The following is a 22420-nucleotide window of genomic DNA, read 5'->3' as shown; positions in this document are numbered from 1 at the left end:
GGGTAAAACTATCGACTGATATGGTAAACCGCCGTTACACCAAACAAGTTCGGTAATAACGTGCCTAAAAAGCTTTCACTGCTGTCATGGCTAACAACCGTTGTAGCCAATACCTTAATATTATTTTCAGCACAGAGTGCTTCAAAATCTTTGACGGTACAAAAGTGAATGTTCGGTGTGTCATACCAGTTGTAAGGCATAAATTTGGAAACTGGCATTCTGCCCTGGCTGCCAAGGTGCAGACGACAGGACCAATGGGCAAAGTTAGGAAAGGTTACAATACACTCTTTGCCCACTCGCAACATTTCATCAATGACCACATGGGGGTCATGCAGTGTTTGTAATGCATGTGCCATCACTACAATATCAAAGCTGTCATCCTGAAAATTAGCCAAACCTTTGTTAAGGTCTTGCTCAACAATATTTAAACGTTTGGCAATACAGGCGGTAATTTTATCCGCATCAATTTCAATACCGAGGCCGTCAACCTGCTTATCAGCTTCAAGTTTTTTAAGCAGTTCGCCATCGCCGCAGCCGAGATCCAACACTCTGGAGCCCGGTTTAATCCAGTGGGGGATAACTTGTAAGTCAAAGCGCATTATTTGCAGCCCTCCACAACACGTTGCATATAGGCATGAAAAACATTTTTATAGCGCTCGTTGGGAATCAGGAAGGCATCATGGCCAAAGTCGGCTTCAATTTCTGCATAGCTAACCGGTTTTTTTGCCGCCACCAGGGCGTCAACAATTTCCCGTGAGCGCTGCGTGGAAAAACGCCAGTCTGAAGTAAAGGACACAACAAAAAATGAGCAGTTAGCATGACTAAAGGCTGCCACGGCATCGTCGCCGTATTCGCGTGCCAGGTCAAAATAATCCAAAGCTTTGGTCATTAAAATATAGGTATTAGCATCAAACGCTTCTGAAAACATATCACCCTGGTAGCGTAAATAACTCTCTACCTGAAATTCAACATCATCATCAGAGCCGAGCATAAAAGAGCCGGCCTTTAATTCACGGCCAAATTTTTGCCCCATACCATCTTCTGATAAATAAGTAATATGGCCAATCATTCTGGCTAAACGCAAACCACTTTTTGGGATAGTGTTATGGTCTATGTAATAGCCATCGTGGAAGTCAGCGTCGGAGCTAATCGCTTGCCTGGCTACTTCATTAAAGGCAATGTTCTGCGCAGTCAGCTTTGTCGCCGAGGCAATCACAATACAGTGACGCAACTCATCGGGATATTCCAGTGACCAGCGCATGGCTTGCATGCCACCCAAGCTGCCGCCAATCACCGCAGCCCATTGGCTAATACCTAACAGTTTCATTAGCTGCCGTTGACTGTTAACCCAGTCTCTGCAGCGCATATGGGGAAAATCTTTTTGCCAGGCTTTGCCAGTTTCTGGATTAATTGAGGTGGGGCCAGTTGAGCCATGACAGCCGCCCAGATTATTGGTGCTGATAACATAGAAATGGTTAGTATCAATGGGTTTGCCTGGGCCGATATAGTGGTCCCACCAGCCTGGTTTTTTATCGCCCTCATGAAAGCCTGCGGCATGGTGATGCCCTGATAAAGCGTGACAAATCAAAATAGCATTGGACTTTTCAGCGTTTAATTCACCGTAAGTTTCATAAGCAATATCGTATTCCGACAACACTCTACCGCTGGCCAGCGTGAGTGGCTGCTCAAAGTGATGTGTTTTAGGCGTTACAAGGCCAACAGAATTATTTTGATTGTTGGCAGATTCCTCTGACATGTTTTGATCCAATTTTTTTTGAAAATATTACTGATTATATACCGATAACATAGGCCACGGGTAAGCCGACAGAGGCAGCCATATGATTGAGAATAATCTGTAAGATATTTATAGTTATAAAAACAAAGATTGGCGACAGATCCAGACCGCCCATGGCGGGTAGTATCTTGCGGAACGGCTTCATTACCGGCTCGGTAAGTTGGTGCAGCAATAAAACGGTTGGATTGTAACTCCCCGGGGCTATCCAGCTTAAAATAATCGAAGCCAGGATAGCAATAAAATAAATATTAATCACCATACCAACAGTGCCCAGCGCTCCCCAAATCAGCGTAGAGACAGGGTTGGGAATCGGGTAGCCCTGGATAACGACCAGCAAGGTGGTGGCGATAATTTGCAATAGTAAAACCACAACAAGAGTGGCGGTATCGATACTGCCAATACCGGGAATAAAACCTCTCACCGGTTTTAATACTGGCTGTGTTGCTTTCACCAAAAACTGGCAGATAGGATTATAAAAGTCTGCCTTGGCCATTTGTAATAATAAGCGCAGCAACAGAGCCAGAATATAAAGATTAAAAAAGGTCTGGATTAATAAGTTGCCGATATCTTGCAAGGCGCCCATAAAAAATTCCTGTGATTAAATTTTTTGTTAAAAAGAGAGTTTAGTCTTCGCTATCCATAATTTTAGCCAGTTCTTCAGAGCGGTCACGGCAGGCGATTAGAGCTTTGTTGAAGGTGTCCCGCAGGCCTTCATCCTCAAAGACTTTAATCGCCTCAGCGGTGGTGCCCCCTGGCGATGTTACCCGGCGACGTAGCTCGCCGGTTTCAACATCACTGGCAATAGCCATTTGCGCTGCGCCCAGGGCGGTTTGCAAGGTTAGTTGTTTGGCCACATCCGGGCTAAGGCCCAGCTGTTCACCAGCGGCCTGCATGGCTTCCATGACTAAAAAGAAATAGGCCGGGCCGCTACCAGAAACAGCGGTCACTGCATCCAGGGCGCTTTCTTGCTCAACCCATAGTGCAATGCCAACAGCACGGAGAATATCGTCTGCCAGTGTTTTTTGTTCGCTATTAACTTTGTGATTCGCAAACAGGGCAGTGGCACCGCTTTGAACCAGAGCCGGAGTGTTAGGCATGCAGCGCACAATTGGCATATTGCCCCCCAGCCATTTATCCAGACTGCTACTTTCAATACCCGCAGCGATGGAAATAATCAGCGGCTTGTTCTGCTGGGCGCTGCTGGCCAGATCTTCGAGAATGGGCTTCATTAGCTGTGGTTTAACCGCCAGTACTACCACATTGGCATTGGCAACGGCCTGGTGGTTATCATCGGTGATATTGACCGGGGCAACCTTTTGCAGATTTGCCAGAGATTCCGGGTAAGGGTCGCTGGCGGTAATTGATTGGGCATCAAAGCCCTTGGCCACCAGTCCGCCAATAATGCTTGAGGCCATATTACCTGCGCCGATAAATGCAATCTTGGGGGTCGACAAAGCAGTTTCCTTATTAAGTTCAGGTTGTTGGTCTATTTTTGTTGCAGCAGTATAGCAGCCTAAAAAGTCATTGGCGCGGGCCAAAAATATCGGTGCCAATTCGCACGATAGAGGCCCCTTCAGCAATCGCCGCATCCATATCGTTAGACATGCCCATAGACAAAGTCGTCATGGTAGGGTGCTTTTGTTGCAGTCGATGTAGAGCATCCGCTAGCTGGGTAAAGGCCTGCCGTTGATCGTTGATGGAATCCGTAGCCTGTGGAATGGCCATTAAGCCCCGCGCACTAATATTGGGCATAGCGGCAAGCTGGTCTGCCAGGCTATCCAGCTCTTCCAGCGGCAGTCCCGATTTGCTCTCCTCGCCGCTAATATTGACTTGCAGGCAGATATTCAGGGGCGCCATAGTCTCCGGGCGCTGGTCATTGAGTCTTTGGGCGATCTTGAGCCGGTCAACGCTATGAACCCAGTCAAAATGCTCGGCGATTGCTCGGGTCTTATTGGATTGAATAGGGCCAATAAAGTGCCAGGTTAGCCCCAGGTCAGCCAATTCCCGCTGTTTATCCAGCGCTTCTTGAAGGTAATTCTCACCAATCTCAGTGAGGCCTGCCTCGGCGGCAGCGCGAACCATTGATGCAGGACGGGTCTTGCTAACGGCCATTAATTGCACAGAATCGGTCTTTCGCCCATATTTTTTCTCAGCTTCGGCGATGCGTTGCTGGACCTTTGCTATATTTAATTTAATCGATGGCGACATGGCTTAGCTTTTCTGTTTATTCTCTAGCCTTTACAGGGAGCTGTTTTGGCTAAGTGATTGTTATCTGTGACTCTTATCACAGTTACTTTGCGCCAATTCCGGCAATAAAAGCGTAATCTCAAAGCTCCATTATACTTAAAACGCCCTGTGGCTTCTCAAAAACGTTAATTGTAAGGATCATTATGGATATTACTGAACTGTTAGCCTTTAGTGCCAAGCAAGGAGCTTCGGATTTGCACCTTTCTGCGGGCTTGCCCCCGATGATCCGGGTGGATGGCGACGTTAGGCGAATTAATTTACCGCCCATGGAGCACAAGCAGGTTCATAGCTTGATCTATGAAATTATGAACGATAAGCAGCGCAAGGACTTTGAAGAGTTCCTTGAGACGGATTTCTCCTTCGAAGTGCCCGGTGTGGCCCGTTTCCGGGTTAATGCCTTTAGCCAGAACCGCGGTGCCGGTGCGGTGTTTCGTACCATCCCCTCGAAAGTGTTGTCGATGGAAGAATTGGGAATGGGCCAAGTGTTCCGTGATGTGTCTATGGTGCCCCGTGGTTTGGTACTGGTAACGGGTCCTACGGGTTCCGGTAAGTCCACTACGCTGGCGGCGATGATGGACTATATCAATGACAACAAATACGAACACATACTCACCATCGAAGACCCTATCGAATTTGTACACGAGTCCAAGAAATGCCTGGTCAACCAGCGAGAGGTACACCGTGATACCCATGGCTTTAATGAAGCACTGCGCTCGGCGCTGCGTGAAGATCCCGATATTATCCTGGTAGGTGAGCTGCGAGATTTGGAAACTATTCGCCTGGCGATGACGGCCGCGGAAACGGGCCACTTGGTTTTCGGTACCTTGCACACCACCTCGGCAGCAAAAACCATTGACCGTATTATTGATGTATTCCCCGCGGAAGAAAAAGCTATGGTGCGTTCTATGCTGTCAGAATCACTTCAGGCTGTGATTGCACAAACTCTGTTGAAGAAAACCGGTGGCGGTCGGGTTGCGGCCCACGAAATTATGATTGGCTCCTCTGCGATTCGTAACTTGATTCGTGAAGATAAAGTGGCGCAAATGTATTCGGCTATTCAAACCAGTGGCTCTGTAGGTATGCAGACAATGGATCAGTGTCTTACCGATTTAATTGATAAACGTTTAATCAGTCGCGAGATTGCTCGCGAGAAAGCTCGATTCCCGGAAAACTTTTAACCGCGAGTTGGGCTCAGGAGTTTTACAATGGATATTGATAAGTTATTACAAATTATGGTGGACAAGGGGGCGTCGGATTTATTTATTACCGCCGGTGTACCGCCGTCTATAAAAGTGCATGGCCGTGTAGTGCCAGTTACCACCAGCCCACTTAGCCCTGAAAAAACCCGCGAAACAGTATTGGGTGTAATGAATGAATCCCAGCGTGGGGACTTTGTTCGCGACAAAGAATGTAACTTTGCCATTAGTGCCCGAGGCATTGGCCGCTTCCGTGTTAGTGCATTTTACCAGCGCAACCTGGCCGGTATGGTGTTGCGTCGAATCGAAACCACTATCCCACGCATCGATGATTTAGGCTTGCCGGATGTTATTAAAGATTTGTCCATGATCAAGCGTGGCCTGGTAATTTTTGTAGGTGCAACGGGCTCTGGTAAATCAACCTCCCTTGCTTCTATGATTGGGCATCGTAATAGAAATTCTAAAGGCCATATTATTTCCGTCGAAGACCCTATTGAATATATTCACCAGCATGAAGGGTGTATTGTTACCCAGCGGGAAGTGGGTATTGATACCGATAGTTTTGAAGTGGGTTTGAAAAATATGCTGCGTCAGGCACCCGACGTGATTATGATTGGTGAGGTGCGTACTCGCGAAACCATGGAGCATGCGATTTCCTTTGCTGAAACTGGTCACCTTTGTTTATGTACCTTGCACGCTAACAACGCCAACCAGGCCCTCGATAGAATTTTGCACTTTTTCCCTGCTGATCGTCACCGCCAGTTATGGATGGATCTCTCGTTGAATTTACGCGCCATGGTGGCCCAGCAATTAATTCCAACACCGGATGGTAAAGGTCGCCGTTCCTGTGTGGAAATTTTGATTAATACACCTTTAGCCCAGGATCTAATTCGCAAAGGTGAAGTGCATGCTTTAAAAGATTTAATGTCTAAATCTAACGAGCAGGGTATGCAGACTTTCGATCAGGCGTTATATGAATTGTATAAGTCGGGTGAAATCACTTATGAGGATGCACTGTCACATGCAGATTCGGCCAATGACTTACGCTTAATGATTAAGTTGGGTGATGAAAACTCTTCATCGCAAATCGATGCCATCGCTGGTGATTTATCGCTGGAAGATGAATCGGAACAGGATCAGGGCCAAAGCTTCGGCCGCTAACCCCTCGTCGTCCCCGCGGAGGCGGGGACCCAACACTGTAGATTCCCGCCTACGCGGGAATGACAGGTGGCAGTCTTGGTTTAACAAAGCAAGTAGTAGGAGAAGTTATGTCAGTTACAAATTTTGACCCGAATGCACAAGCCGTCACTATGACGGAAACAGCCTTGCGTCATTTCGAGCGCGCTTTAAGTAGTGCGGATGATAAGTTGGTGCGTTTAAGCACCAGAGAGAGTGGTTGTACTGGTTATGCTTATGTCCTTGATCTGGTCGACGCCAGCGAGCCTGGTGATGTAGTTTTACACCCCAATGAAAAAGTGACTTTGGCCGTTGCTCCTGATGCTGTGACTATTCTGCGCGGCACCGAAATTGATTACGTGAACGAAGGCGTAAACAGTGTGGTGAAATTTAATAACCCTAACGTTGTAGCTGAATGTGGCTGTGGCGAAAGCTTTAGCATCGCCTAACTCTCTACAACTACAAGAGTCTAACATGCAGCAATCTATGGTGGTCACCAACCGTGACTGTCCCGCACGTCGCGTCCCTTCCGGTGAGCCGGCGATTATCCCTAAAGGTCAGTTTGTTACCATCAATCAAGACTTGGGCGGTAATTACACAGTTACCTTTCAAGGCAATATGTTGCGAATTGATGGCACCGATGCCGATGCAATTGGCCAGCAAGCTGAAGTACTGGAGTTTACCGATGATGGCAGTGGCCAGATCAATGAAGATCAAGTGTGGGAAGCCCTGGATAGTATTTTTGACCCTGAGATTCCGATTAGCCTGGTGTCATTGGGATTGATTTACAGCGTTAAGATTGATCAGGCGAGTGGGGAAGTGGCTATCAATATGACCCTTACTGCCCCGGGTTGTGGCATGGGCCCAGTCTTGGTCAGTGATGTTGAATACCGTAGCGCGAAGGTCCCCAACGTCAAAAGTGTCAAAGTCGAGCTAGTCTTCGACCCGCCGTGGTCTCGTGAAATGATGACTGAAGAAGCGCAATTAGAAGCGGGATTGTTTTTCTAGGCACTTTTCTCCAAAATGCGCACCCCTGACAAACAGCAGTGAAAAACCCTATGAGCCTGGCAACCACCGATGAAATTCTAGACGATCTGGCCTTTTTTGACGATTGGGAAGAGCGCTATAAGTATATTATCGATCTGGGTAAGGATTTGCCGGCCATGGATGAGTCCTTGCGCACGCCAGAACGTCTGGTTAAGGGCTGTCAAAGCAATGTCTGGCTGGACGTTCAGCCCGCAGAATCTGCTCTCAGTTTCACGGTTGATAGTGATGCCCATATCGTCAGAGGCCTGCTGGCCCTGGTGATGGCGGCTTATAACGACAAAAGTGCTGCCGATATCACAGCTTTTGATATCGATGATTACTTTCAACAGCTGGATTTAGAGCGTCATTTAAGCCCCACCAGAGGTAATGGTCTCAAGGCGATTGTGGCCAGAATTCAGGCAATCGCCAACGCAGCACTTACCGCCTAATACACCGCTTCAAACCACAAAATTACCGTCATTCCCGCGAAGGCGGGAATCCAGCACTGTCTATTTCCGCCGCGGCGGAAATAGCAGCATACAGGCTGGGTTCCCGTCTTCGCGGGAATGACATAGTAAGGGTTTGGAAATAACGAATTTTGCTAAGGTTTCATCCCTAAGTGCGTAATATTAATACTATTTTCCAGTAAACCCACGTATAATTTGCGCTTCAAAATTTTGGTATTAGGCCTAAGCCTGATTTTCTTTTTATTAATGCCCGCCACCAGGCTGGCATGCCACAATGACAACGGAGTCCTACATGGCTATTGAACGTACTTTTTCTATCGTAAAACCTGATGCAGTCGCCAAGAACGTTATCGGTGAAATCTACAGCCGCTTTGAAAAGAATGGTCTGAACATCGTCGCTTCTAAAATGGTTCGCTTGAGCCGTGAGCGTGCAGAAGGTTTTTACGCGGAGCACAAGGGTCGTCCTTTCTTCCCAGCGCTTATCGAATTTATGACTTCTGGCCCAGTTATGGTTCAGGTACTTGAAGGCGAAAATGCTATCGCTAAAAACCGTGAGCTAATGGGTGCAACTAACCCAAAAGAAGCTGACGCCGGTACTATCCGCGCTGACTTCGCTGAGTCTATTGACGCTAACGCTGTTCACGGTTCAGATGCTCCTGAATCAGCGGCTCGCGAAATCGCGTACTTCTTTGCTTCAAGCGATGTTTGCGATCGCGGTTAAGTTAAAAGACCAGGCGGACAACGCTAAATGACAGATGCTGTAAAGCAAGTAAACCCAAAAGCCCCAACAGAGAAAACCAATCTATTGGGGCTTTCGCGTGAAAAGATGGAAGCATTTTTTGTCTCAATCGGCGAAAAACCTTTCCGTGCCCAGCAATTATTAAAGTGGATTCACCATCACGGTGTTGACGACTTTGATGAGATGACTAATGTCAGCAAAGCTTTGCGTGAGCGCTTAAAAGCGATAGCAGAAATACGTCCGCCTGAAGTCGTTACTGAAAAAACCTCCAAAGATGGCACCCGAAAATGGGCCATGCGCATTACTGGAGGTAGTTTAGTTGAAACCGTACTGATACCGGATGGCGACCGAGGCACCCTATGTGTTTCCTCTCAGGTGGGCTGCAGTTTGGATTGCAGTTTTTGTTCTACCGGTAAACAGGGTTTCCAGCGCGACTTAACCGCCGCCGAAATTGTTGGCCAAATCTGGCTGGCGATTAAATCCTATGATGCGTTTCCTTCCACTGATAAAAACGTGGTTACCAATGTGGTAATGATGGGAATGGGGGAGCCGCTATTAAATTTCGATAACGTTGTCGATGCGATGAGTGTCATGCTCGATGACTTTGGTTACGGTATTTCCAAGCGCAGGGTTACCCTAAGTACTTCAGGTGTAGTTCCCGCGTTAGACAAGTTAGGCGATGTATCCCAGGTCTCTCTGGCGATTTCACTACACGCTCCCAATGATGAATTACGTAACGAATTAGTCCCTATCAATAAGCGTTACCCCATTGCCGAACTATTGGCAGCCTGTAACCGCTATTGGGACAAACAATCCGATACCCACCGTGTTACCACGGTAGAGTACACCTTGATTGCAGGTGTTAACGACAGCCCGGCCCAGGCCCGGGAATTGGTAGCATTGTTAAAAGACTTCCCCTGCAAAATAAACCTGATTCCGTTTAACCCGTTTTCTCTATCGGACTATCGCCGCCCAAGTAAAAATGCGGTTAACCGTTTTTGGCAGATTCTTAGTGACTCGGATATTGTCACTACCGTCCGTAGTACCCGCGGCGATGATATCGACGCCGCTTGTGGGCAATTAGTAGGCCAGGTGGCTGATCGCACTAAACGTAGCGAAAGACACAGGGCAAACTATACTGATACTCAAGTGTTGAATGTTCGCTAATCTACAGAATGACAGGATGGTTTTAATGGATTTATCAATAACACGCAGGTTTAATGCTTTCTTGCTGGTAACACTGATGGCTTTTTTGTTAAGTGCCTGTGTGACTACCGAGCGTGGAGGTGTAGGCACTAAGGCGGATGATGCAAAAGCGCTTGAGTACTCCTTATCACTGGCTCGTAATTATATTCGCGCGGGTAATTGGGAGGCCGCTAAACGCCACCTGAAATTCGCAATTGAACTGGATGATAGCTCCGCAGAAGTTTATGAAGCGATGGCACTGGTATTTCAAAATACTGGCGAGTTTGAGTTTGCAGAGAATAATTACAAGAGATCAATCAAAATAGATTCCAATTTCTCCCGAGTGAGGAATAACTATGCCGCATTTCTTTATCAGCAGCGCCGTTATAAAGAGGCCGTAAAGCAGTTAGAGCTTGTAGTCGCCGACACCTTGTACGAAAAGCGTTCCAGTGCCTTTATCAGTTTAGGCAAATCTTATATGCATCTGGAGAGACTACCAGAGGCTGAACAGGCCTTTTATCGTGCTCATCTAATGGTTCGTACAAATATACCGTTGTTATTTCAGTTAGCGGATGTCTACTTTCGACTGGAGCAATTCTCCAAATCCCAGCAGTACTATGATGTCTACCGTTCACAAGTGAAGCAACAGCCTGCACAAGCTTTATGGTTAGGTATTCGCCTGGCAGATAAATTTGCTGACCAGGACTCGATGTCCAGTTACTCTCTGGCACTAAAGAACTTATATCCTCGTTCAAAAGAGTATTTAGAATACCGGAAAATGTTTATCAATGACTGATCAAGTAGTGGATAAGACGGACGGCTTTTCGACTCCCGGCCCCGGCAATATCCTTGCCAACGCAAGGCAGGGTAGTGGATTAAGTGTGCGTGAAGTCGCGGATAAACTGCACCTGCTGCCCCGCCAGGTTAAAGCCCTGGAAGCGAATGACTACCAACAGTTTAATGGTGATATTTTCTGTAAAGGTTATTTGAAATCCTATGCAATTTTGTTAGGTATTGATCCTGAACCATTAATCACATCTTATAAGGAAAGCCGTCCAGCGACTATTGAGCCAATTCCAACCGCCAGGCCCAAATCACAAATACAACGTCCTGCCAAAGGGTATAGCGTTCCGTACTGGAGTTTGGCGGCAGTCGTTATTGTGATTGTTGTATTGTGGATTATTGACTCTGGCAGTGATGATGCAGCACCGGGTGTTATTGATAGCCCTGAAGTTGTGGTCGATAATAATGTTAACATTGTTCCAGGCCCAGACCCAGGCCCAGACCCAGACCCAGCCCTTGAGCTAGAGCCCGCTGTAACTGAGAATATAGAGCCGCAGTCTGAGCCAGTTGTGGCTGCCGAAGAACAAGCTAAGCAACAGGAGCCTGTCCTGGAGCTTAATACAGAGGATACTCTGATTTTCTCCTTCACCCAGGACTGTTGGGTTGAAGTTGAAGATGTTACAGGAAAAATGATTTTTGCTGATTTGCGTAAAGCCAATCAGATTTTGGAGCTAAGCGGTGTTGGCCCCTTTAATGTTTTGTTAGGTTATGCGCCGGGTGTCACCTTAAGTTATAACGATGAGCCGGTGGCAGTAGTTGTTAATCAGAATAAAGATTCAGCCCGTTTAACGGTGGGCGAGTAGCAATCAAAGGTTAGACTAAAACGTTATGCAGATGGAATCACCCATTAAACGAAGAAAAACTCGCCAGATTATGGTGGGTGACGTGGCTGTAGGTGGTGATGCACCAATTTCTGTGCAGAGTATGACTAATACCGATACCTGTGATGTGGCAGCAACCGTGGCGCAAATTAAACAGCTTGAAGATGCCTGTGCCGATATCGTTCGTGTTTCTGTGCCTACTATGGATGCCGCTGAAGCCTTTAAGCAAATTCGCCAGCAAGTGAATGTACCTTTAGTGGCTGACATTCATTTTGACTACAAAATTGCTTTGAAAGTTGCTGAATACGGTGTGGATTGCCTACGGATTAATCCGGGGAATATCGGCCGTGACGACAAAGTACGGGCGGTTATCGATGCAGCGCGGGATAAAAATATTCCCATCCGTATTGGTGTTAATGCCGGCTCTTTGGAAAAAGAACTACAGCGTAAATACGGGGAGCCAACACCTGATGCTTTGGTGGAATCTGCCATGCGTCATATCGATATTCTCGATAGCCTGGACTTTCAAGACTTTAAACTTAGCGTAAAAGCCTCCGATGTCTTTATGGCGGTAGCGGCCTACCGAAAAATCTCCCAGCAAATCGACCAGCCCCTGCATTTGGGTATTACCGAAGCAGGGGGCCTGCGCGGTGGTACCGTTAAATCTTCCGTAGGTTTGGGTATGTTACTGATGGATGGTATTGGCGATACCATCCGTATTTCTTTAGCGGCAGATCCTGTAGAGGAAGTTAAAGTTGGCTATGAAATTCTTAAAAGCTTAAAACTGCGCACCAAAGGCATTAATTTTATTGCCTGCCCAAGCTGCTCGCGACAAAATTTTGATGTAGTGAAAACCATGAACGAGCTAGAAAGCCGCGTAGAAGATATTACCACCCCGTTAGATGTAGCGGTTATCGGCTGTATTGTTAACGGACCTGGTGAAGCTAAAGAAGCGGATATTGGTTTAACGGGTGGTACCCCTCAACATTTAATTTATGTTGACGGCAATAAAGACCATAAAGTCGAAAAAGATAATTTAGTGGATCACCTTGAAGCTATGATCCGGGAAAAAGTCGCGGCCAAACAGCAGGCGGAACAAGACCTGATCGTAAAAGAATCCTAGGCAACCTATTAGATAACGGAAAATACCTTGGCAAAAATTCAATCTATACGTGGCATGAACGATCTATTGCCCACTGATTCATCCTTATGGCAATACCTTGAAGCAACGGTTAGTGGTGTATTAACTCGCTATGGCTATCAGGAAATTCGCTTCCCTATTCTTGAGCAAACAGAATTGTTTAAACGTTCTATTGGTGAAGTGACCGATATTGTCGAAAAGGAAATGTATACCTTTAAAGACCGCAATGACGATAGTCTAACCCTACGCCCTGAAGGCACCGCCTGTTGCGTGCGCGCCTGTTTACAAAACGGTTTGCTGGATAATCAGCAAGTGCAGCGTCTTTGGTATAGCGGCCCTATGTTCCGCCATGAGCGCCCACAAAAAGGCCGTTTGCGCCAGTTCCACCAAATCGGTGTGGAAAGCTTTGGCGTAGCCACCGCGGATGTCGATGCGGAAGTGATTATGATAACTGCCCGCTTATGGGAAGAGTTAGGTATCCGTGAGCACGTTACCCTGCAACTAAATACTATTGGTAGCCTTGAGTCCAGAGCTAACTATCGCACAGCTCTGGTTGAATACCTGCAACAGCATTTTGAACAGCTTGATGAAGATAGTCAGCGCCGGATGGATAGTAATCCTCTGCGTATTCTGGATAGCAAGAGTGCTTCTACCCAGGCTATTCTCGATCAAGCGCCATCTTTGATGGATTATCTTGATGATGACTCCCGTGAGCACTTCGATACTTTAAAGGGTCTGTTAGATGCTGCGGGCGTTACCTATACCATTAATCCACGTCTGGTTCGTGGTTTGGACTATTACAGCAAAACTGTTTTCGAATGGGTTACCGATAAGCTGGGAGCCCAGGGTACAGTCTGTGCCGGTGGCCGCTATGACGGCTTAGTTGAACAGTTAGGCGGTAAACCCGCTCCAGCGGTAGGTTTTGCCATGGGCGTTGAACGCCTATGCCTGTTGTTACAAGAGCTGGATAAAGTACCCGCAGAGATTACAGCGGCTCCAGATGTTTATTTTGTGGTGGCAGGGCATAAGGCCCAAGCCGCCGCCTTCCAATTAGCTGAGCAATTACGCAGCGAAGTCCCAGCCCTGAAACTGCAATTACACTGCGGCGGTGGCAGCTTTAAAAGCCAGTTTAAAAAAGCCGACAAAAGTGGCGCCGCCATCGCTTTAATCATGGGTGATAACGAAGCCGAAGAGGGCGTGGTCAACGTAAAGTGGCTGCGGGCTGAAATTGAACAGAAAACCATCAAAAATGACCAGTTAGCGGCGTTATTGGTGGAAGCATTAAATGGATTGAGCTGATAAAATAGCGCCCATTAACAATAATGACTAGTTGCAAATAATATATTCAAGAGAGTAAATCATGGCTGAAAGCTATCAAACAGAAGACGAACAGGTAGAAGCACTTAAAAAGTGGTGGAAAGAGAACGGTAAGTCGACACTGCTGACTATCATTGTTGCTATTGCGGCTGTGTTTGGTTATCAAGGCTGGGAGAAGCAGCAGCAAGCTGAAGTGGATGCTGCCTCCGCGATCTACCAAAACCTGTTAACGGCTACCGGTGGCCAAAATGGTATTGCTACTGCAACACAAACGGCAACGGCTAATCATTTGGCAGATACCCTGAAATCAGATTTCCCCAGCTCTACCTATGCGCGTTTTGCAGCACTTTATAAGGCCAAGTTAGCCGTAGATGCCAAAGATTTAACGGGCGCAGAACAAGAGCTGCAGTGGGTATTAGCCAGTGGCCCCTCGGCTGAAATTACTCTGCAAGCCAAACTGCGTTTATCCCGGGTGCTTTCAGCCCAAGGTCAATATGATGAAGCGCTTGCTCAATTACAGGGTGATACTGGTACTTATGCCACCGCCTATGAAGAAGCTAAAGGCGATATCTATGTTGCCCAGGGCAATAACGCCGATGCTGCATTGGCCTATCAAAAAGCGTTAGAACTGGAACAGCAGGGAACTAATCCGGGCAGCAACCCTCTGTTAAGCTTGAAAATACAACAGTTGGCCACGCAAGCTGATGCAGCTGTTACGCCAGCCGAAGCCACTACAGCTACTACAGATAGCACCGATAAGGAAGCCTAAGCAATGGCGCAAGCAGCCCTAATAATTCGCAGTGTCGTTTTATCTCTGATCGCTCTTACCCTGGTAGCTTGTAGCTCAACAGATGGTGAAGAGGAAACAGGCCCGGCACCGCTGCTGGATTTTGAAGAAGAAAGAAAATTCAATAAGATTTGGAGTTCGTCAGTAGGTGATGGTCAGGGCGGTATTTTTAACCGGCTTAACCCCGCAGTTGATGGCGACCTGATTTATGTCGCTTCAGCCCAAGGCGAAATTGAAGCGATTACTGTAGAAGCAGGCAAAACCGTTTGGGACGCTGATTTAGAACAGTTGTTAGTGGGCGGTGTTGGCGTAGGTGAAAATACTATTTATGTAGGCACAGCTGCTGGTGAAGTGGTGGCACTGAATAAAGACGATGGTGAGACACTTTGGTCGATCGAGCTTGGTGGTGAAGTGTTAGCAGCCCCGCAAGAGAAAGACGGCATTGTCTATGTACAAACCTTTGACGGCCAAATGCTGGCATTAAACGTTACAGATGGTGAGCGCGAGTGGTCTTTCCGTAACAACCTGCCAGTACTGACATTGCGTGGTACCAGCACGCCACTGATTTATCGGGACTCCATTATTGCCGGCTTTGCCAATGGCCGCGTTATCAGCTTTGAGCTGGACACCGGTGCGGTACGCTGGAATACCCGCGTGACAGTGGCCAAAGGTGACTCAGAAATTCAACGCATTATCGATATCGATGCCCCGTTGCTGGAACACAACGGCTTAATTTATGCCGTGAGCTATCAGGGTAAAATTGCTGCTATTGATCCGGCTTCCGGTCGCCGCTTATGGGCCAATGATGCCTCCAGTTATGCGGGGATGTCATTGGGCTTTGGTAATATCTATGTGGTGGGTGAAGATGGCAGTGTGACTGCTTTCGAAAAGAATGGCCAGGGTGCACGTTGGGCACAAACCGTTCTTGAACGCCGCAAACTTACCGGTTCAGCGATACTTAGCAGTTACGTTATAGTCGGTGATGTTGAAGGTTACCTGCATGCCCTATCGCAGGTTGATGGTCGTATCGCAGCCCGTACCAAAGTTGATTCCGATGGTATTCAGGTCGATTTGCAAACGGTCGACGATATGTTGCTGGTCTATTCCAACGGCGGCAAACTAGTCATGTATAAGCTAGAAGAAAAATCCAGCGGCTGGTTCTAATCCAGCCCATTCCTAAAAAGTTTTTAACGGTTATTCCCCTATGGTTCCAGTAATTGCTTTGGTAGGTCGTCCCAATGTCGGTAAATCGACATTGTTTAACCGCCTGACCAAAACCCGTGATGCGCTGGTAGCCAACTTGCCCGGGTTAACCCGCGATAGAAAATACGGTGATGCCCAAGTTGGTGATCGTCATTTTATTGTGATTGATACCGGTGGTATTACAGGGGAAGAAGAGGGCATTGATGCGGCAATGGCAGAGCAGTCCATGCAGGCTGTTGATGAAGCCGATGCGGTATTTTTTCTCTGTGACGCCCGCGCAGGTTTAACTGCTGGCGATGAAGTACTGGCCCAAAAACTGCGCCAATCCGATAAGCCGGTTTTTTACGTCGCCAATAAAATTGATGGCGTTGACCCCAATGTTGCCATGGCTGATTTTTACCAGCTGGGTATTCCGCATTTATATCCCATGACGGCAACCCACGGCAAAGGTGTGCGCAACCTTATCGACGATATGATGTCGCATTTCCCCAAGCCGGAAGTAGATGAGGAAGACGAGCAGCGACGCGGCACCAAAATCGCCATAATAGGTCGTCCCAATGTTGGTAAATCAACGTTGGTTAATCGCCTTTTAGGCGAAGAGCGTGTTGTTGTTTACGATCATCCCGGAACAACCCGCGATAGTATCTATATAGATTATGAACGTGAAGGCGAAGCCTACACCTTGATTGATACCGCCGGTGTACGTCGCCGTAAAAATGTTAAAGAAGCGGTAGAAAAATTTTCCATTGTTAAAGCACTTAAAGCGATTGATGACGCTAATGTGGTTGTTTTGGTGATGGATGCCCAGGAAGGCCTGGTGGACCAGGACTTGCATTTATTAGGGCAGGCTATCGATGCTGGCCGTGCTTTGGTGATTGCCTTAAATAAGTGGGACGGTTTGGATGCCGACCATAAACAATGGGTCAAAAATGAATTAGAACGCCGCTTACAGTTTATCGACTTTGCTGAAATTCATTTTATTTCTGCAATGCATGGTACAGGTGTTGGGCATTTGTATGAGTCTGTTGACAGTGCTTATGAATCCTCAATAAGAAGTCTGCAGACTAATAAACTAACCCAGATCCTGGAAGGCGCGGTGTTTGATCACCAGCCGCCAATGATCAATGGTCGCCGTATTAAATTACGTTACGCCCATGCCGGTGGTTCAAACCCGCCGATTATTGTTATTCACGGTAATCAAACCGCCAAAGTACCCAATGCCTACCGTCGTTATCTGGAAAAAGTCTTTCGCCGCGAGCTTAAATTAATTGGCACACCAATCCGTATTGAATTTAAAGGCACTGAAAATCCTTTTGCAGAAAAGGACACCAGTAGCACCAAGCGTCAACAGGAACGTAAGGCCAGGGTAAAAAACCAGGCTGGCAAGCGCATAAGCCAAAAAAACAAAAAGTAGTTTCTATTCAGAAGACAGCAAATTGCAGGTAGTATTAATATACAACCGTCATTTCCATATACAACCGTCATTCCCATATACAGCCGTCATTCCCGCGAAGGCGGGAATAACAGCATAAGCATGCAGGCTGGATTCCCGCCTTCGCGAGAATGACATATCTGAGAGAGATACAATGTCTATAACCTGGGACTACCCTCAGTCCTTTATACTTCCGGTACAAGTTGAACAGCATCATATCGATGATCTTAATCATACCAATAATGGTGTCTATACCGGTTGGTGTGAACAGATAGCTTGGGCGCATTCTGCTGAACTGGGTTTAACGGGTAAAGATTACCGCGAGTTAAATATTGCCATGGCTATTCATGAGGCCAACTATCAATATCTTGCCCCGAGCTTTTTGGGTGAAGATATTGCAGTGGCTACATGGCTTACCGCTTGTGATGGGCGCTTAACCATGCAGCGCAGTTTTCAAATGATAAACCAAAAAACTGGCCAAACCCTTTTTCGTGGGCAGTGGCAATTGGTTTGTATTAATTTATCGACCAACAAACCCACTCGAATGCCAAAGATTTTTATTGATACATATGTCTCTGCGGTTGTAACTGACTGAATCAAGTTATAGGCGATGACGCAGTCGGCCAGGTTTAGTAGTTAGATAACTCATATTATTATTTTTTTAAATATACCCTGATTTGATTAGAGCTTAATAATGTTTTGCATTTTAGTGCTATTTAACTAAGCTAGGTATAACTACCTATATCGGTTGGATTGTCCTTTTGATGGACCTGTGGGAGCGATGAGGTATTAAGGCTAACATGAGGTTAGTGGCTCAAAGGATGATAAGTAATGGATAGAGTGCTATTAGCTGGCTTGGTTTTTGTAGTTTCCTGCGTTTTGCACGCTTGCAACCCAGTCAGCCACCAAACTACCGCCAATATTCCCGTCGCTAAAACCACCGCCGAAGTCCTCGACTTCTGCGAATTAACCCTGGAGCAGCTTAGTAAACTTCCTGTAGTGTTATAGTAGTGGTGTTGCTGTTGTGGTGTCGCTGATTATTTAAACATTGTGCCGTTATTGGCTGCTAAGTCGCGTAGTGTGTCAGTAGGGTAATAGAGAGGCCCCAGTTCCTTATACTGATCGGCTTTTTCAACAAACGCGGCGAGCCCCATATTTTCAACATAGCGGATAGCGCCGCCTTTAAAGGGCGGGAAGCCGACACCAAAGATAAGAGCCATATCCAAATCGTTAGCACTGTCAACAATGCCCGCTTCTAAGCAGCGAATAGATTCAAGGCAAAAGGGCAGCATTAGGCGATCGATAATTTCTTCTTCGCTAAACTCTTTCGGCGCATCGACATGGGGTGCCAGTAGTTTTTTTGCTGGCTCGTCATTAGTTTTACATAACTTGCCGCGCTCGTCCGGCTCATAGTTATAAAAGCCTTTGTGGTTTTTCTCGCCGAGGCGATCATTTTCCAACATGACTTGTAATGCTGTTTTATAGGTTTGGCTCATACGATCAGGGAAGCCTTCGGCCATCACGGCTCCGGCGTGAACACCGGTATCAATACCGACAACATCCGATAAATAAGCGGGGCCCATTGGCCAGCCAAATTTCTCAGCGACCCTGTCGATTGCCACAAAGTCAGCCCCCTCTTTAACCAGTGAAACAAAACCGGCAAAGTAGGCAAATAGAATACGGTTAACCAGAAATCCGGGGCAGTCATTAACCACTACCGGTTTTTTCTTCATTGCCAGTGCATAGTTAACGGTTCTGGCGATAGCTGCATCGCTGGTTTTTTCGCCACGGATAATTTCAACCAATGGCATTTTATGTACCGGGTTAAAAAAGTGCATGCCACAGAAGTTCTCCGGACGCTTTAATGCACGGGCTAGTTTAGTGATAGGTATAGTGGAGGTGTTAGATGTCAGGATGGTGTCTTCACTAATCAAACTTTCGACTTCTGCGAGTACCGCTTTTTTAACTGCTGCGTTTTCAACTACAGCTTCAACAACCAGGTCGGCCTGATCAATACCATCATAGCTCAGCGTCGGTGTAATCATATTCAGCGTTGCAGTCATTTTATCGGTAGTTAAACGGCCGCGTTTAACCTTACTGGATAAGAGTTTGGCCGCTTCATTCATGCCCATATCAATACCGGCTTGAGCGATATCTTTCATAATAATTGGCGTGCCGGTTGAAGCGGACTGGTAAGCGATACCGCCACCCATAATGCCGGCACCTAATACGGCAGCGCGTTCTACCGGTGTATTATCAGAGGCATAGCCTTTAGCTTTTTTAGTCAGAGCCCGCTCACTCAGAAACAGGTTGACCATATTACTGGTGATTTCCATTTTGCTGAGTTTAACGAAGGCTTCGATTTCAAACTTGATCGCATCATCACGGCCGAGTTTGGACGATTTCTCTATGGTATTTACCGCATACAAGGGCGCTTTGTGGTGGCGGCCAGCCTGTTGGCCAATCAACGCTTTAGCCGTAGTGAAGGCCATCGTGTTTTCAATGTCGTCTAATGGCAATGGTGATGTTTTTTGCTTGCGGATGGCGGCAATATCAAAGTCTCCGTTAAGGGCTTTTTGTAATACATCCATAGCCGCAGCATCCAGCTGATCGGCTTCAACCACCGCATCAACTATACCCGCTGCCAAAGCAGCAGGGGCCTTATTGTCTTTACCGGTGGCAATCCATTCAACGGCATTGTCGATACCAATAAGGCGTGGTGCACGAAAGGTACCGCCACAAGCGGGGGTAATACCCAGTTTGACTTCCGGGAAGCCCATTTTGGCATTGCTGTCCATAACCCGAAAATCTGTGGTCAATGCCATTTCCAGACCGCCGCCAAGGGCCAGGCCATTGATGGCAGTGACAGTAGGGAAAGGCAGGTCTTCAAATACAGAGAAGACAGCACTTCTCTGATGTAACTCCGCTGCAATTTCTTCTTCGGAGAGCTGGAACAAATCGTCAAATTCACTGATGTCTGCACCGACAATAAAGCTATCTTTATTGCTGCGAACTAACAGGCCTTTGATATCGCTGGCCTGACTTAGCTGCTGGCTGACTTCCTTTAATTCGCCGAGGGTAAGTTGGTTAAACTTATTGACTGACTCGCCCTGTAAGTCAAATGTTAGCGTTGCGATATTATCATTAACATCGATGCTAATAGCTTCACCTTTATAATTCATTACCACAAGTTCCTGGTTATTGGTGTGTATAGGTAAGGCCTGGTTTAAAACGGGTTTACAGCATCATCTAACAGGTTCTCTACACCCGAGGTCATCGTTAAAGTCAATGACGCGGTACGGGGTAGTAAACGCTGGAAGTAGAAGCGAGCTAAATAGACTTTGGCGTCATAGAACTCTTGTTCGGTTGTGCCTGTTGCTAATTTAGCCTTGGATATTTTTGCGGATCTTGCAAATAAGAAAGCGTAAAGAACGTAGCCTGAGTACATTAAGTAATCTACACAGGCGGCATTGATTTCTTCAGGGTTGCTCATGGCTGAAACACCAATCTGCTCTGTTAGTGTCTGCCACTCAGCGAGAAGGGTCTTAAGCGGGTTGATAAACTCAGCCATTTCTTCATCAGTGGTGTTATCACAGAATTCACTAATGGGGCTGATTAGATCTTGCAGCAATTTGCCGCCAGTCATAATCACTTTACGGCCCAGCAGGTCTAATGATTGTATGCCAGTGGTGCCTTCATACAGCATAGAAATACGGCTATCGCGAACATTTTGTTCCATACCCCATTCCTGAATATAACCGTGGCCACCAAAGATCTGTAAACCCAGGTTGGCGGATTCAAAACCGGTTTCGGTCATAAAGGCTTTGGCAATAGGCGTTAATATGGCCAATAGGTTTTCAAAGCGTTCTTTCTCTTCGTCGTCTTTGGCTTGTTGAGACATATCGTCAAATAAGGCGATATAGTAAATCAACATTCTGCCGCCTTCGGAAAAGGCTTTTTGTGTTAACAGCATTCTTCTAACGTCTGGGTGAACGATAATAGGGTCAGCTGCTTTTTCTGGTGCTTTGGCGCCAGATAGCGCGCGCATTTGCAAACGCTCTTTAGCATAGGCTAAAGAGTTTTGGTAAGACAGTTCAGCGTGGGCCAAGCCTTGCATAGCGGTGCCGATACGAGCTGAGTTCATAAAGGTAAACATACAGTTAAGGCCGCGGTTTTCAGGGCCAAGCAAGTAACCTTTAGCACCGTCAAAATTCATCACGCAAGTAGCGTTACCGTGGATACCCATTTTGTGTTCCAGAGAACCACACTCAAGACTATTGCGCTCGCCGATTGAACCATCATCGTTGACATTAAATTTGGGAACAATAAACAGTGAAATCCCTTTGGTGCCTTGAGGAGCTCCCGCTAGACGAGCGATAACAATATGCACAATATTTTCTGTCATATCGTGCTCGCCAGAAGAAATAAAGATTTTAGTACCGCTGATATTGTAACTGCCGTCATCGTTCGGTTCGGCTTTTGTACGTAGCATGCCCAGGTCAGTACCACAGTGAGGCTCGGTCAAACACATAGTGCCTGTCCATGAGCCATCAGTTAACTTATGCAGATACTTTTGTTTTTGCTCATCGGTGCCGTGTTCAGTGATGGTATGACAAGCACCGTGTGATAGTCCTGGATACATAGACCATGACCAGTTAGCTGTACCGGCCATTTCGCTGACGGCCAGCGCCAAAGATTTAGGTAAGCGCTGACCGCCAAATTCTTCAGGCGCATCTAATGAAGACCAGCCACCGTCAATATACTGTTGGTAGGCTTCTTTAAAGCCATCAGGAGTGGTGACTTTGCCGTCTTTAAGTGTACAACCTTGTTTATCACCAACGCTGTTAAGTGGTGCCAGTACGTTTTCACAAAACTTGGCGCACTCTTCCAATATCGCACTGGATAAGTCGTTGCTAACTTCGCTCCACTGTGGGTTGTTGGCATAGATTGAATCCAAACCAAGTAACTCATTGCGAACAAATTCCAAGTCTCTTAATGGGGCTTTGTACTGGCTCATATGATCTTCCTCATTGCTATACAGAACA

At 46.8% G+C, this 22420-nt stretch carries 23 protein-coding genes; 16 read left to right on the top strand and 7 right to left on the bottom strand.

All coding sequences use genetic code 11. The annotated features are described in order from the left end of the window. Window positions 1–8: 8 nt before the first annotated feature. The 5 genes from metW to P8H32_RS10215 form a co-directional block, all read right to left on the bottom strand. Window positions 9–599: a methionine biosynthesis protein MetW gene (metW, locus tag P8H32_RS10235; protein ID WP_297292366.1), complete on the bottom strand. Its 591-nt coding sequence runs from the start codon at window positions 597–599 to the stop codon at window positions 9–11. Further along, window positions 599–1756, bottom strand: coding sequence for a homoserine O-acetyltransferase (locus P8H32_RS10230; protein WP_297292365.1), 1158 nt, complete (start codon window positions 1754–1756; stop codon window positions 599–601). Before P8H32_RS10230 ends, metW begins: the two co-directional genes overlap by 1 nt. Before the next feature lie 34 nt (window positions 1757–1790). Then, window positions 1791–2378: a YggT family protein gene (locus P8H32_RS10225; RefSeq protein ID WP_297292364.1), complete on the bottom strand. Its 588-nt coding sequence runs from the start codon at window positions 2376–2378 to the stop codon at window positions 1791–1793. Window positions 2379–2418: 40 nt separating this feature from the next. Continuing rightward, window positions 2419–3249 (bottom strand): pyrroline-5-carboxylate reductase, encoded by an 831-nt coding sequence (gene proC / locus P8H32_RS10220; protein ID WP_297292363.1) that lies wholly within the window; start codon window positions 3247–3249, stop codon window positions 2419–2421. A gap of 67 nt (window positions 3250–3316) precedes the next feature. Then, window positions 3317–4003, bottom strand: a complete 687-nt coding sequence (locus P8H32_RS10215) for a YggS family pyridoxal phosphate-dependent enzyme (protein WP_301089326.1) — start codon at window positions 4001–4003, stop codon at window positions 3317–3319. A 182-nt stretch (window positions 4004–4185) separates the two neighbouring features. Here P8H32_RS10215 and P8H32_RS10210 point away from each other — a divergent pair, with 182 nt between their 5' ends. The 16 genes from P8H32_RS10210 to P8H32_RS10135 all read left to right on the top strand — a co-directional run bounded on the left by P8H32_RS10210 (window position 4186) and on the right by P8H32_RS10135 (window position 18383). Beyond that, entirely contained in the window at window positions 4186–5220 is a 1035-nt protein-coding gene (locus tag P8H32_RS10210; protein ID WP_297292361.1) for a type IV pilus twitching motility protein PilT, read from the top strand. Window positions 5221–5247: 27 nt separating this feature from the next. After that, window positions 5248–6399 carry a PilT/PilU family type 4a pilus ATPase gene (locus P8H32_RS10205; protein ID WP_297292360.1) on the top strand — a complete coding sequence of 384 codons (1152 nt, stop codon included), beginning with the start codon at window positions 5248–5250 and terminating at the stop codon, window positions 6397–6399. A gap of 107 nt (window positions 6400–6506) precedes the next feature. After that, window positions 6507–6863 (top strand): iron-sulfur cluster assembly accessory protein, encoded by a 357-nt coding sequence (locus P8H32_RS10200; protein WP_301089325.1) that lies wholly within the window; start codon window positions 6507–6509, stop codon window positions 6861–6863. 25 nt (window positions 6864–6888) lie between these two features. Then, entirely contained in the window at window positions 6889–7422 is a 534-nt protein-coding gene (gene sufT, locus P8H32_RS10195; protein ID WP_297292598.1) for a putative Fe-S cluster assembly protein SufT, read from the top strand. 50 nt (window positions 7423–7472) lie between these two features. Beyond that, the gene (locus P8H32_RS10190; protein ID WP_297292599.1) at window positions 7473–7889 is read left to right on the top strand and encodes a SufE family protein; all 417 of its coding nucleotides are present in this window, start codon (window positions 7473–7475) and stop codon (window positions 7887–7889) included. Window positions 7890–8199: 310 nt separating this feature from the next. Further along, entirely contained in the window at window positions 8200–8628 is a 429-nt protein-coding gene (gene ndk, locus P8H32_RS10185) for a nucleoside-diphosphate kinase (RefSeq protein ID WP_297291577.1), read from the top strand. A gap of 27 nt (window positions 8629–8655) precedes the next feature. After that, window positions 8656–9813: a 23S rRNA (adenine(2503)-C(2))-methyltransferase RlmN gene (gene rlmN, locus P8H32_RS10180; protein WP_297291578.1), complete on the top strand. Its 1158-nt coding sequence runs from the start codon at window positions 8656–8658 to the stop codon at window positions 9811–9813. A gap of 25 nt (window positions 9814–9838) precedes the next feature. Further along, complete coding sequence (gene pilW, locus P8H32_RS10175; RefSeq protein WP_297291579.1) at window positions 9839–10627, top strand: type IV pilus biogenesis/stability protein PilW; 789 nt, start codon at window positions 9839–9841, stop codon at window positions 10625–10627. Further along, complete coding sequence (locus P8H32_RS10170) at window positions 10620–11477, top strand: RodZ domain-containing protein (RefSeq protein ID WP_301089324.1); 858 nt, start codon at window positions 10620–10622, stop codon at window positions 11475–11477. The genes pilW and P8H32_RS10170 overlap by 8 nt, the downstream gene beginning before the upstream one ends. Window positions 11478–11502: 25 nt before the next feature. Then, window positions 11503–12618 carry a flavodoxin-dependent (E)-4-hydroxy-3-methylbut-2-enyl-diphosphate synthase gene (ispG, locus tag P8H32_RS10165; RefSeq protein ID WP_297291581.1) on the top strand — a complete coding sequence of 372 codons (1116 nt, stop codon included), beginning with the start codon at window positions 11503–11505 and terminating at the stop codon, window positions 12616–12618. A gap of 27 nt (window positions 12619–12645) precedes the next feature. Beyond that, window positions 12646–13935, top strand: coding sequence for a histidine--tRNA ligase (gene hisS, locus P8H32_RS10160; protein ID WP_301089323.1), 1290 nt, complete (start codon window positions 12646–12648; stop codon window positions 13933–13935). Window positions 13936–13996: 61 nt separating this feature from the next. Next, a complete protein-coding gene (locus P8H32_RS10155) occupies window positions 13997–14722 on the top strand; it encodes a tetratricopeptide repeat protein (protein WP_297291583.1) in 726 nt (241 codons plus the stop codon). A 3-nt stretch (window positions 14723–14725) separates the two neighbouring features. After that, the gene (gene bamB, locus P8H32_RS10150; RefSeq protein ID WP_301089322.1) at window positions 14726–15904 is read left to right on the top strand and encodes an outer membrane protein assembly factor BamB; all 1179 of its coding nucleotides are present in this window, start codon (window positions 14726–14728) and stop codon (window positions 15902–15904) included. A gap of 40 nt (window positions 15905–15944) precedes the next feature. Beyond that, window positions 15945–17357 (top strand): ribosome biogenesis GTPase Der, encoded by a 1413-nt coding sequence (gene der, locus P8H32_RS10145; protein ID WP_297291585.1) that lies wholly within the window; start codon window positions 15945–15947, stop codon window positions 17355–17357. A 172-nt stretch (window positions 17358–17529) separates the two neighbouring features. After that, on the top strand, window positions 17530–17970 hold the full coding sequence (locus tag P8H32_RS10140) for a thioesterase family protein (protein ID WP_297291586.1): 441 nt from the start codon (window positions 17530–17532) through the stop codon (window positions 17968–17970). A 236-nt stretch (window positions 17971–18206) separates the two neighbouring features. Next, entirely contained in the window at window positions 18207–18383 is a 177-nt protein-coding gene (locus P8H32_RS10135) for a hypothetical protein (protein WP_297291587.1), read from the top strand. 29 nt (window positions 18384–18412) lie between these two features. On the opposite strand, the gene fadB is transcribed toward P8H32_RS10135, so the two are convergent. Both fadB and P8H32_RS10125 read right to left on the bottom strand, forming a co-directional pair. Then, entirely contained in the window at window positions 18413–20557 is a 2145-nt protein-coding gene (gene fadB, locus P8H32_RS10130) for a fatty acid oxidation complex subunit alpha FadB (RefSeq protein ID WP_301089321.1), read from the bottom strand. A 44-nt stretch (window positions 20558–20601) separates the two neighbouring features. Then, a complete protein-coding gene (locus P8H32_RS10125; RefSeq protein WP_301089320.1) occupies window positions 20602–22392 on the bottom strand; it encodes an acyl-CoA dehydrogenase C-terminal domain-containing protein in 1791 nt (596 codons plus the stop codon). Between the last annotated feature and the right edge of the window lie 28 nt (window positions 22393–22420).

It is taken from the genome of Oceanicoccus sp., assembly GCF_029238675.1.
Lineage (GTDB): Bacteria > Pseudomonadota > Gammaproteobacteria > Pseudomonadales > Dasaniaceae > Oceanicoccus.
The sequence above is the reverse complement of the archived record's forward strand: the minus strand, read 5'-3'. Positions and strand labels throughout refer to the sequence as shown.

Excerpts from the sequence above, each read along its gene's own strand:
- metW (WP_297292366.1), bottom strand. The coding sequence starts at position 599 with ATGCGCTTTGACTTACAAGTTATCCCCCACTGGATTAAACCGGGCTCC.
- P8H32_RS10230 (WP_297292365.1), bottom strand. The coding sequence starts at position 1,756 with ATGTCAGAGGAATCTGCCAACAATCAAAATAATTCTGTTGGCCTTGTA.
- P8H32_RS10225 (WP_297292364.1), bottom strand. The coding sequence starts at position 2,378 with ATGGGCGCCTTGCAAGATATCGGCAACTTATTAATCCAGACCTTTTTT.
- P8H32_RS10215 (WP_301089326.1), bottom strand. The coding sequence starts at position 4,003 with ATGTCGCCATCGATTAAATTAAATATAGCAAAGGTCCAGCAACGCATC.
- P8H32_RS10210 (WP_297292361.1), top strand. The coding sequence starts at position 4,186 with ATGGATATTACTGAACTGTTAGCCTTTAGTGCCAAGCAAGGAGCTTCG.
- P8H32_RS10205 (WP_297292360.1), top strand. The coding sequence starts at position 5,248 with ATGGATATTGATAAGTTATTACAAATTATGGTGGACAAGGGGGCGTCG.
- P8H32_RS10200 (WP_301089325.1), top strand. The coding sequence starts at position 6,507 with ATGTCAGTTACAAATTTTGACCCGAATGCACAAGCCGTCACTATGACG.
- sufT (WP_297292598.1), top strand. The coding sequence starts at position 6,889 with ATGCAGCAATCTATGGTGGTCACCAACCGTGACTGTCCCGCACGTCGC.
- P8H32_RS10190 (WP_297292599.1), top strand. The coding sequence starts at position 7,473 with ATGAGCCTGGCAACCACCGATGAAATTCTAGACGATCTGGCCTTTTTT.
- ndk (WP_297291577.1), top strand. The coding sequence starts at position 8,200 with ATGGCTATTGAACGTACTTTTTCTATCGTAAAACCTGATGCAGTCGCC.
- rlmN (WP_297291578.1), top strand. The coding sequence starts at position 8,656 with ATGACAGATGCTGTAAAGCAAGTAAACCCAAAAGCCCCAACAGAGAAA.
- pilW (WP_297291579.1), top strand. The coding sequence starts at position 9,839 with ATGGATTTATCAATAACACGCAGGTTTAATGCTTTCTTGCTGGTAACA.
- P8H32_RS10170 (WP_301089324.1), top strand. The coding sequence starts at position 10,620 with ATGACTGATCAAGTAGTGGATAAGACGGACGGCTTTTCGACTCCCGGC.
- ispG (WP_297291581.1), top strand. The coding sequence starts at position 11,503 with ATGCAGATGGAATCACCCATTAAACGAAGAAAAACTCGCCAGATTATG.
- P8H32_RS10155 (WP_297291583.1), top strand. The coding sequence starts at position 13,997 with ATGGCTGAAAGCTATCAAACAGAAGACGAACAGGTAGAAGCACTTAAA.
- bamB (WP_301089322.1), top strand. The coding sequence starts at position 14,726 with ATGGCGCAAGCAGCCCTAATAATTCGCAGTGTCGTTTTATCTCTGATC.
- der (WP_297291585.1), top strand. The coding sequence starts at position 15,945 with ATGGTTCCAGTAATTGCTTTGGTAGGTCGTCCCAATGTCGGTAAATCG.
- P8H32_RS10140 (WP_297291586.1), top strand. The coding sequence starts at position 17,530 with ATGTCTATAACCTGGGACTACCCTCAGTCCTTTATACTTCCGGTACAA.
- P8H32_RS10135 (WP_297291587.1), top strand. The coding sequence starts at position 18,207 with ATGGATAGAGTGCTATTAGCTGGCTTGGTTTTTGTAGTTTCCTGCGTT.
- fadB (WP_301089321.1), bottom strand. The coding sequence starts at position 20,557 with ATGAATTATAAAGGTGAAGCTATTAGCATCGATGTTAATGATAATATC.
- P8H32_RS10125 (WP_301089320.1), bottom strand. The coding sequence starts at position 22,392 with ATGAGCCAGTACAAAGCCCCATTAAGAGACTTGGAATTTGTTCGCAAT.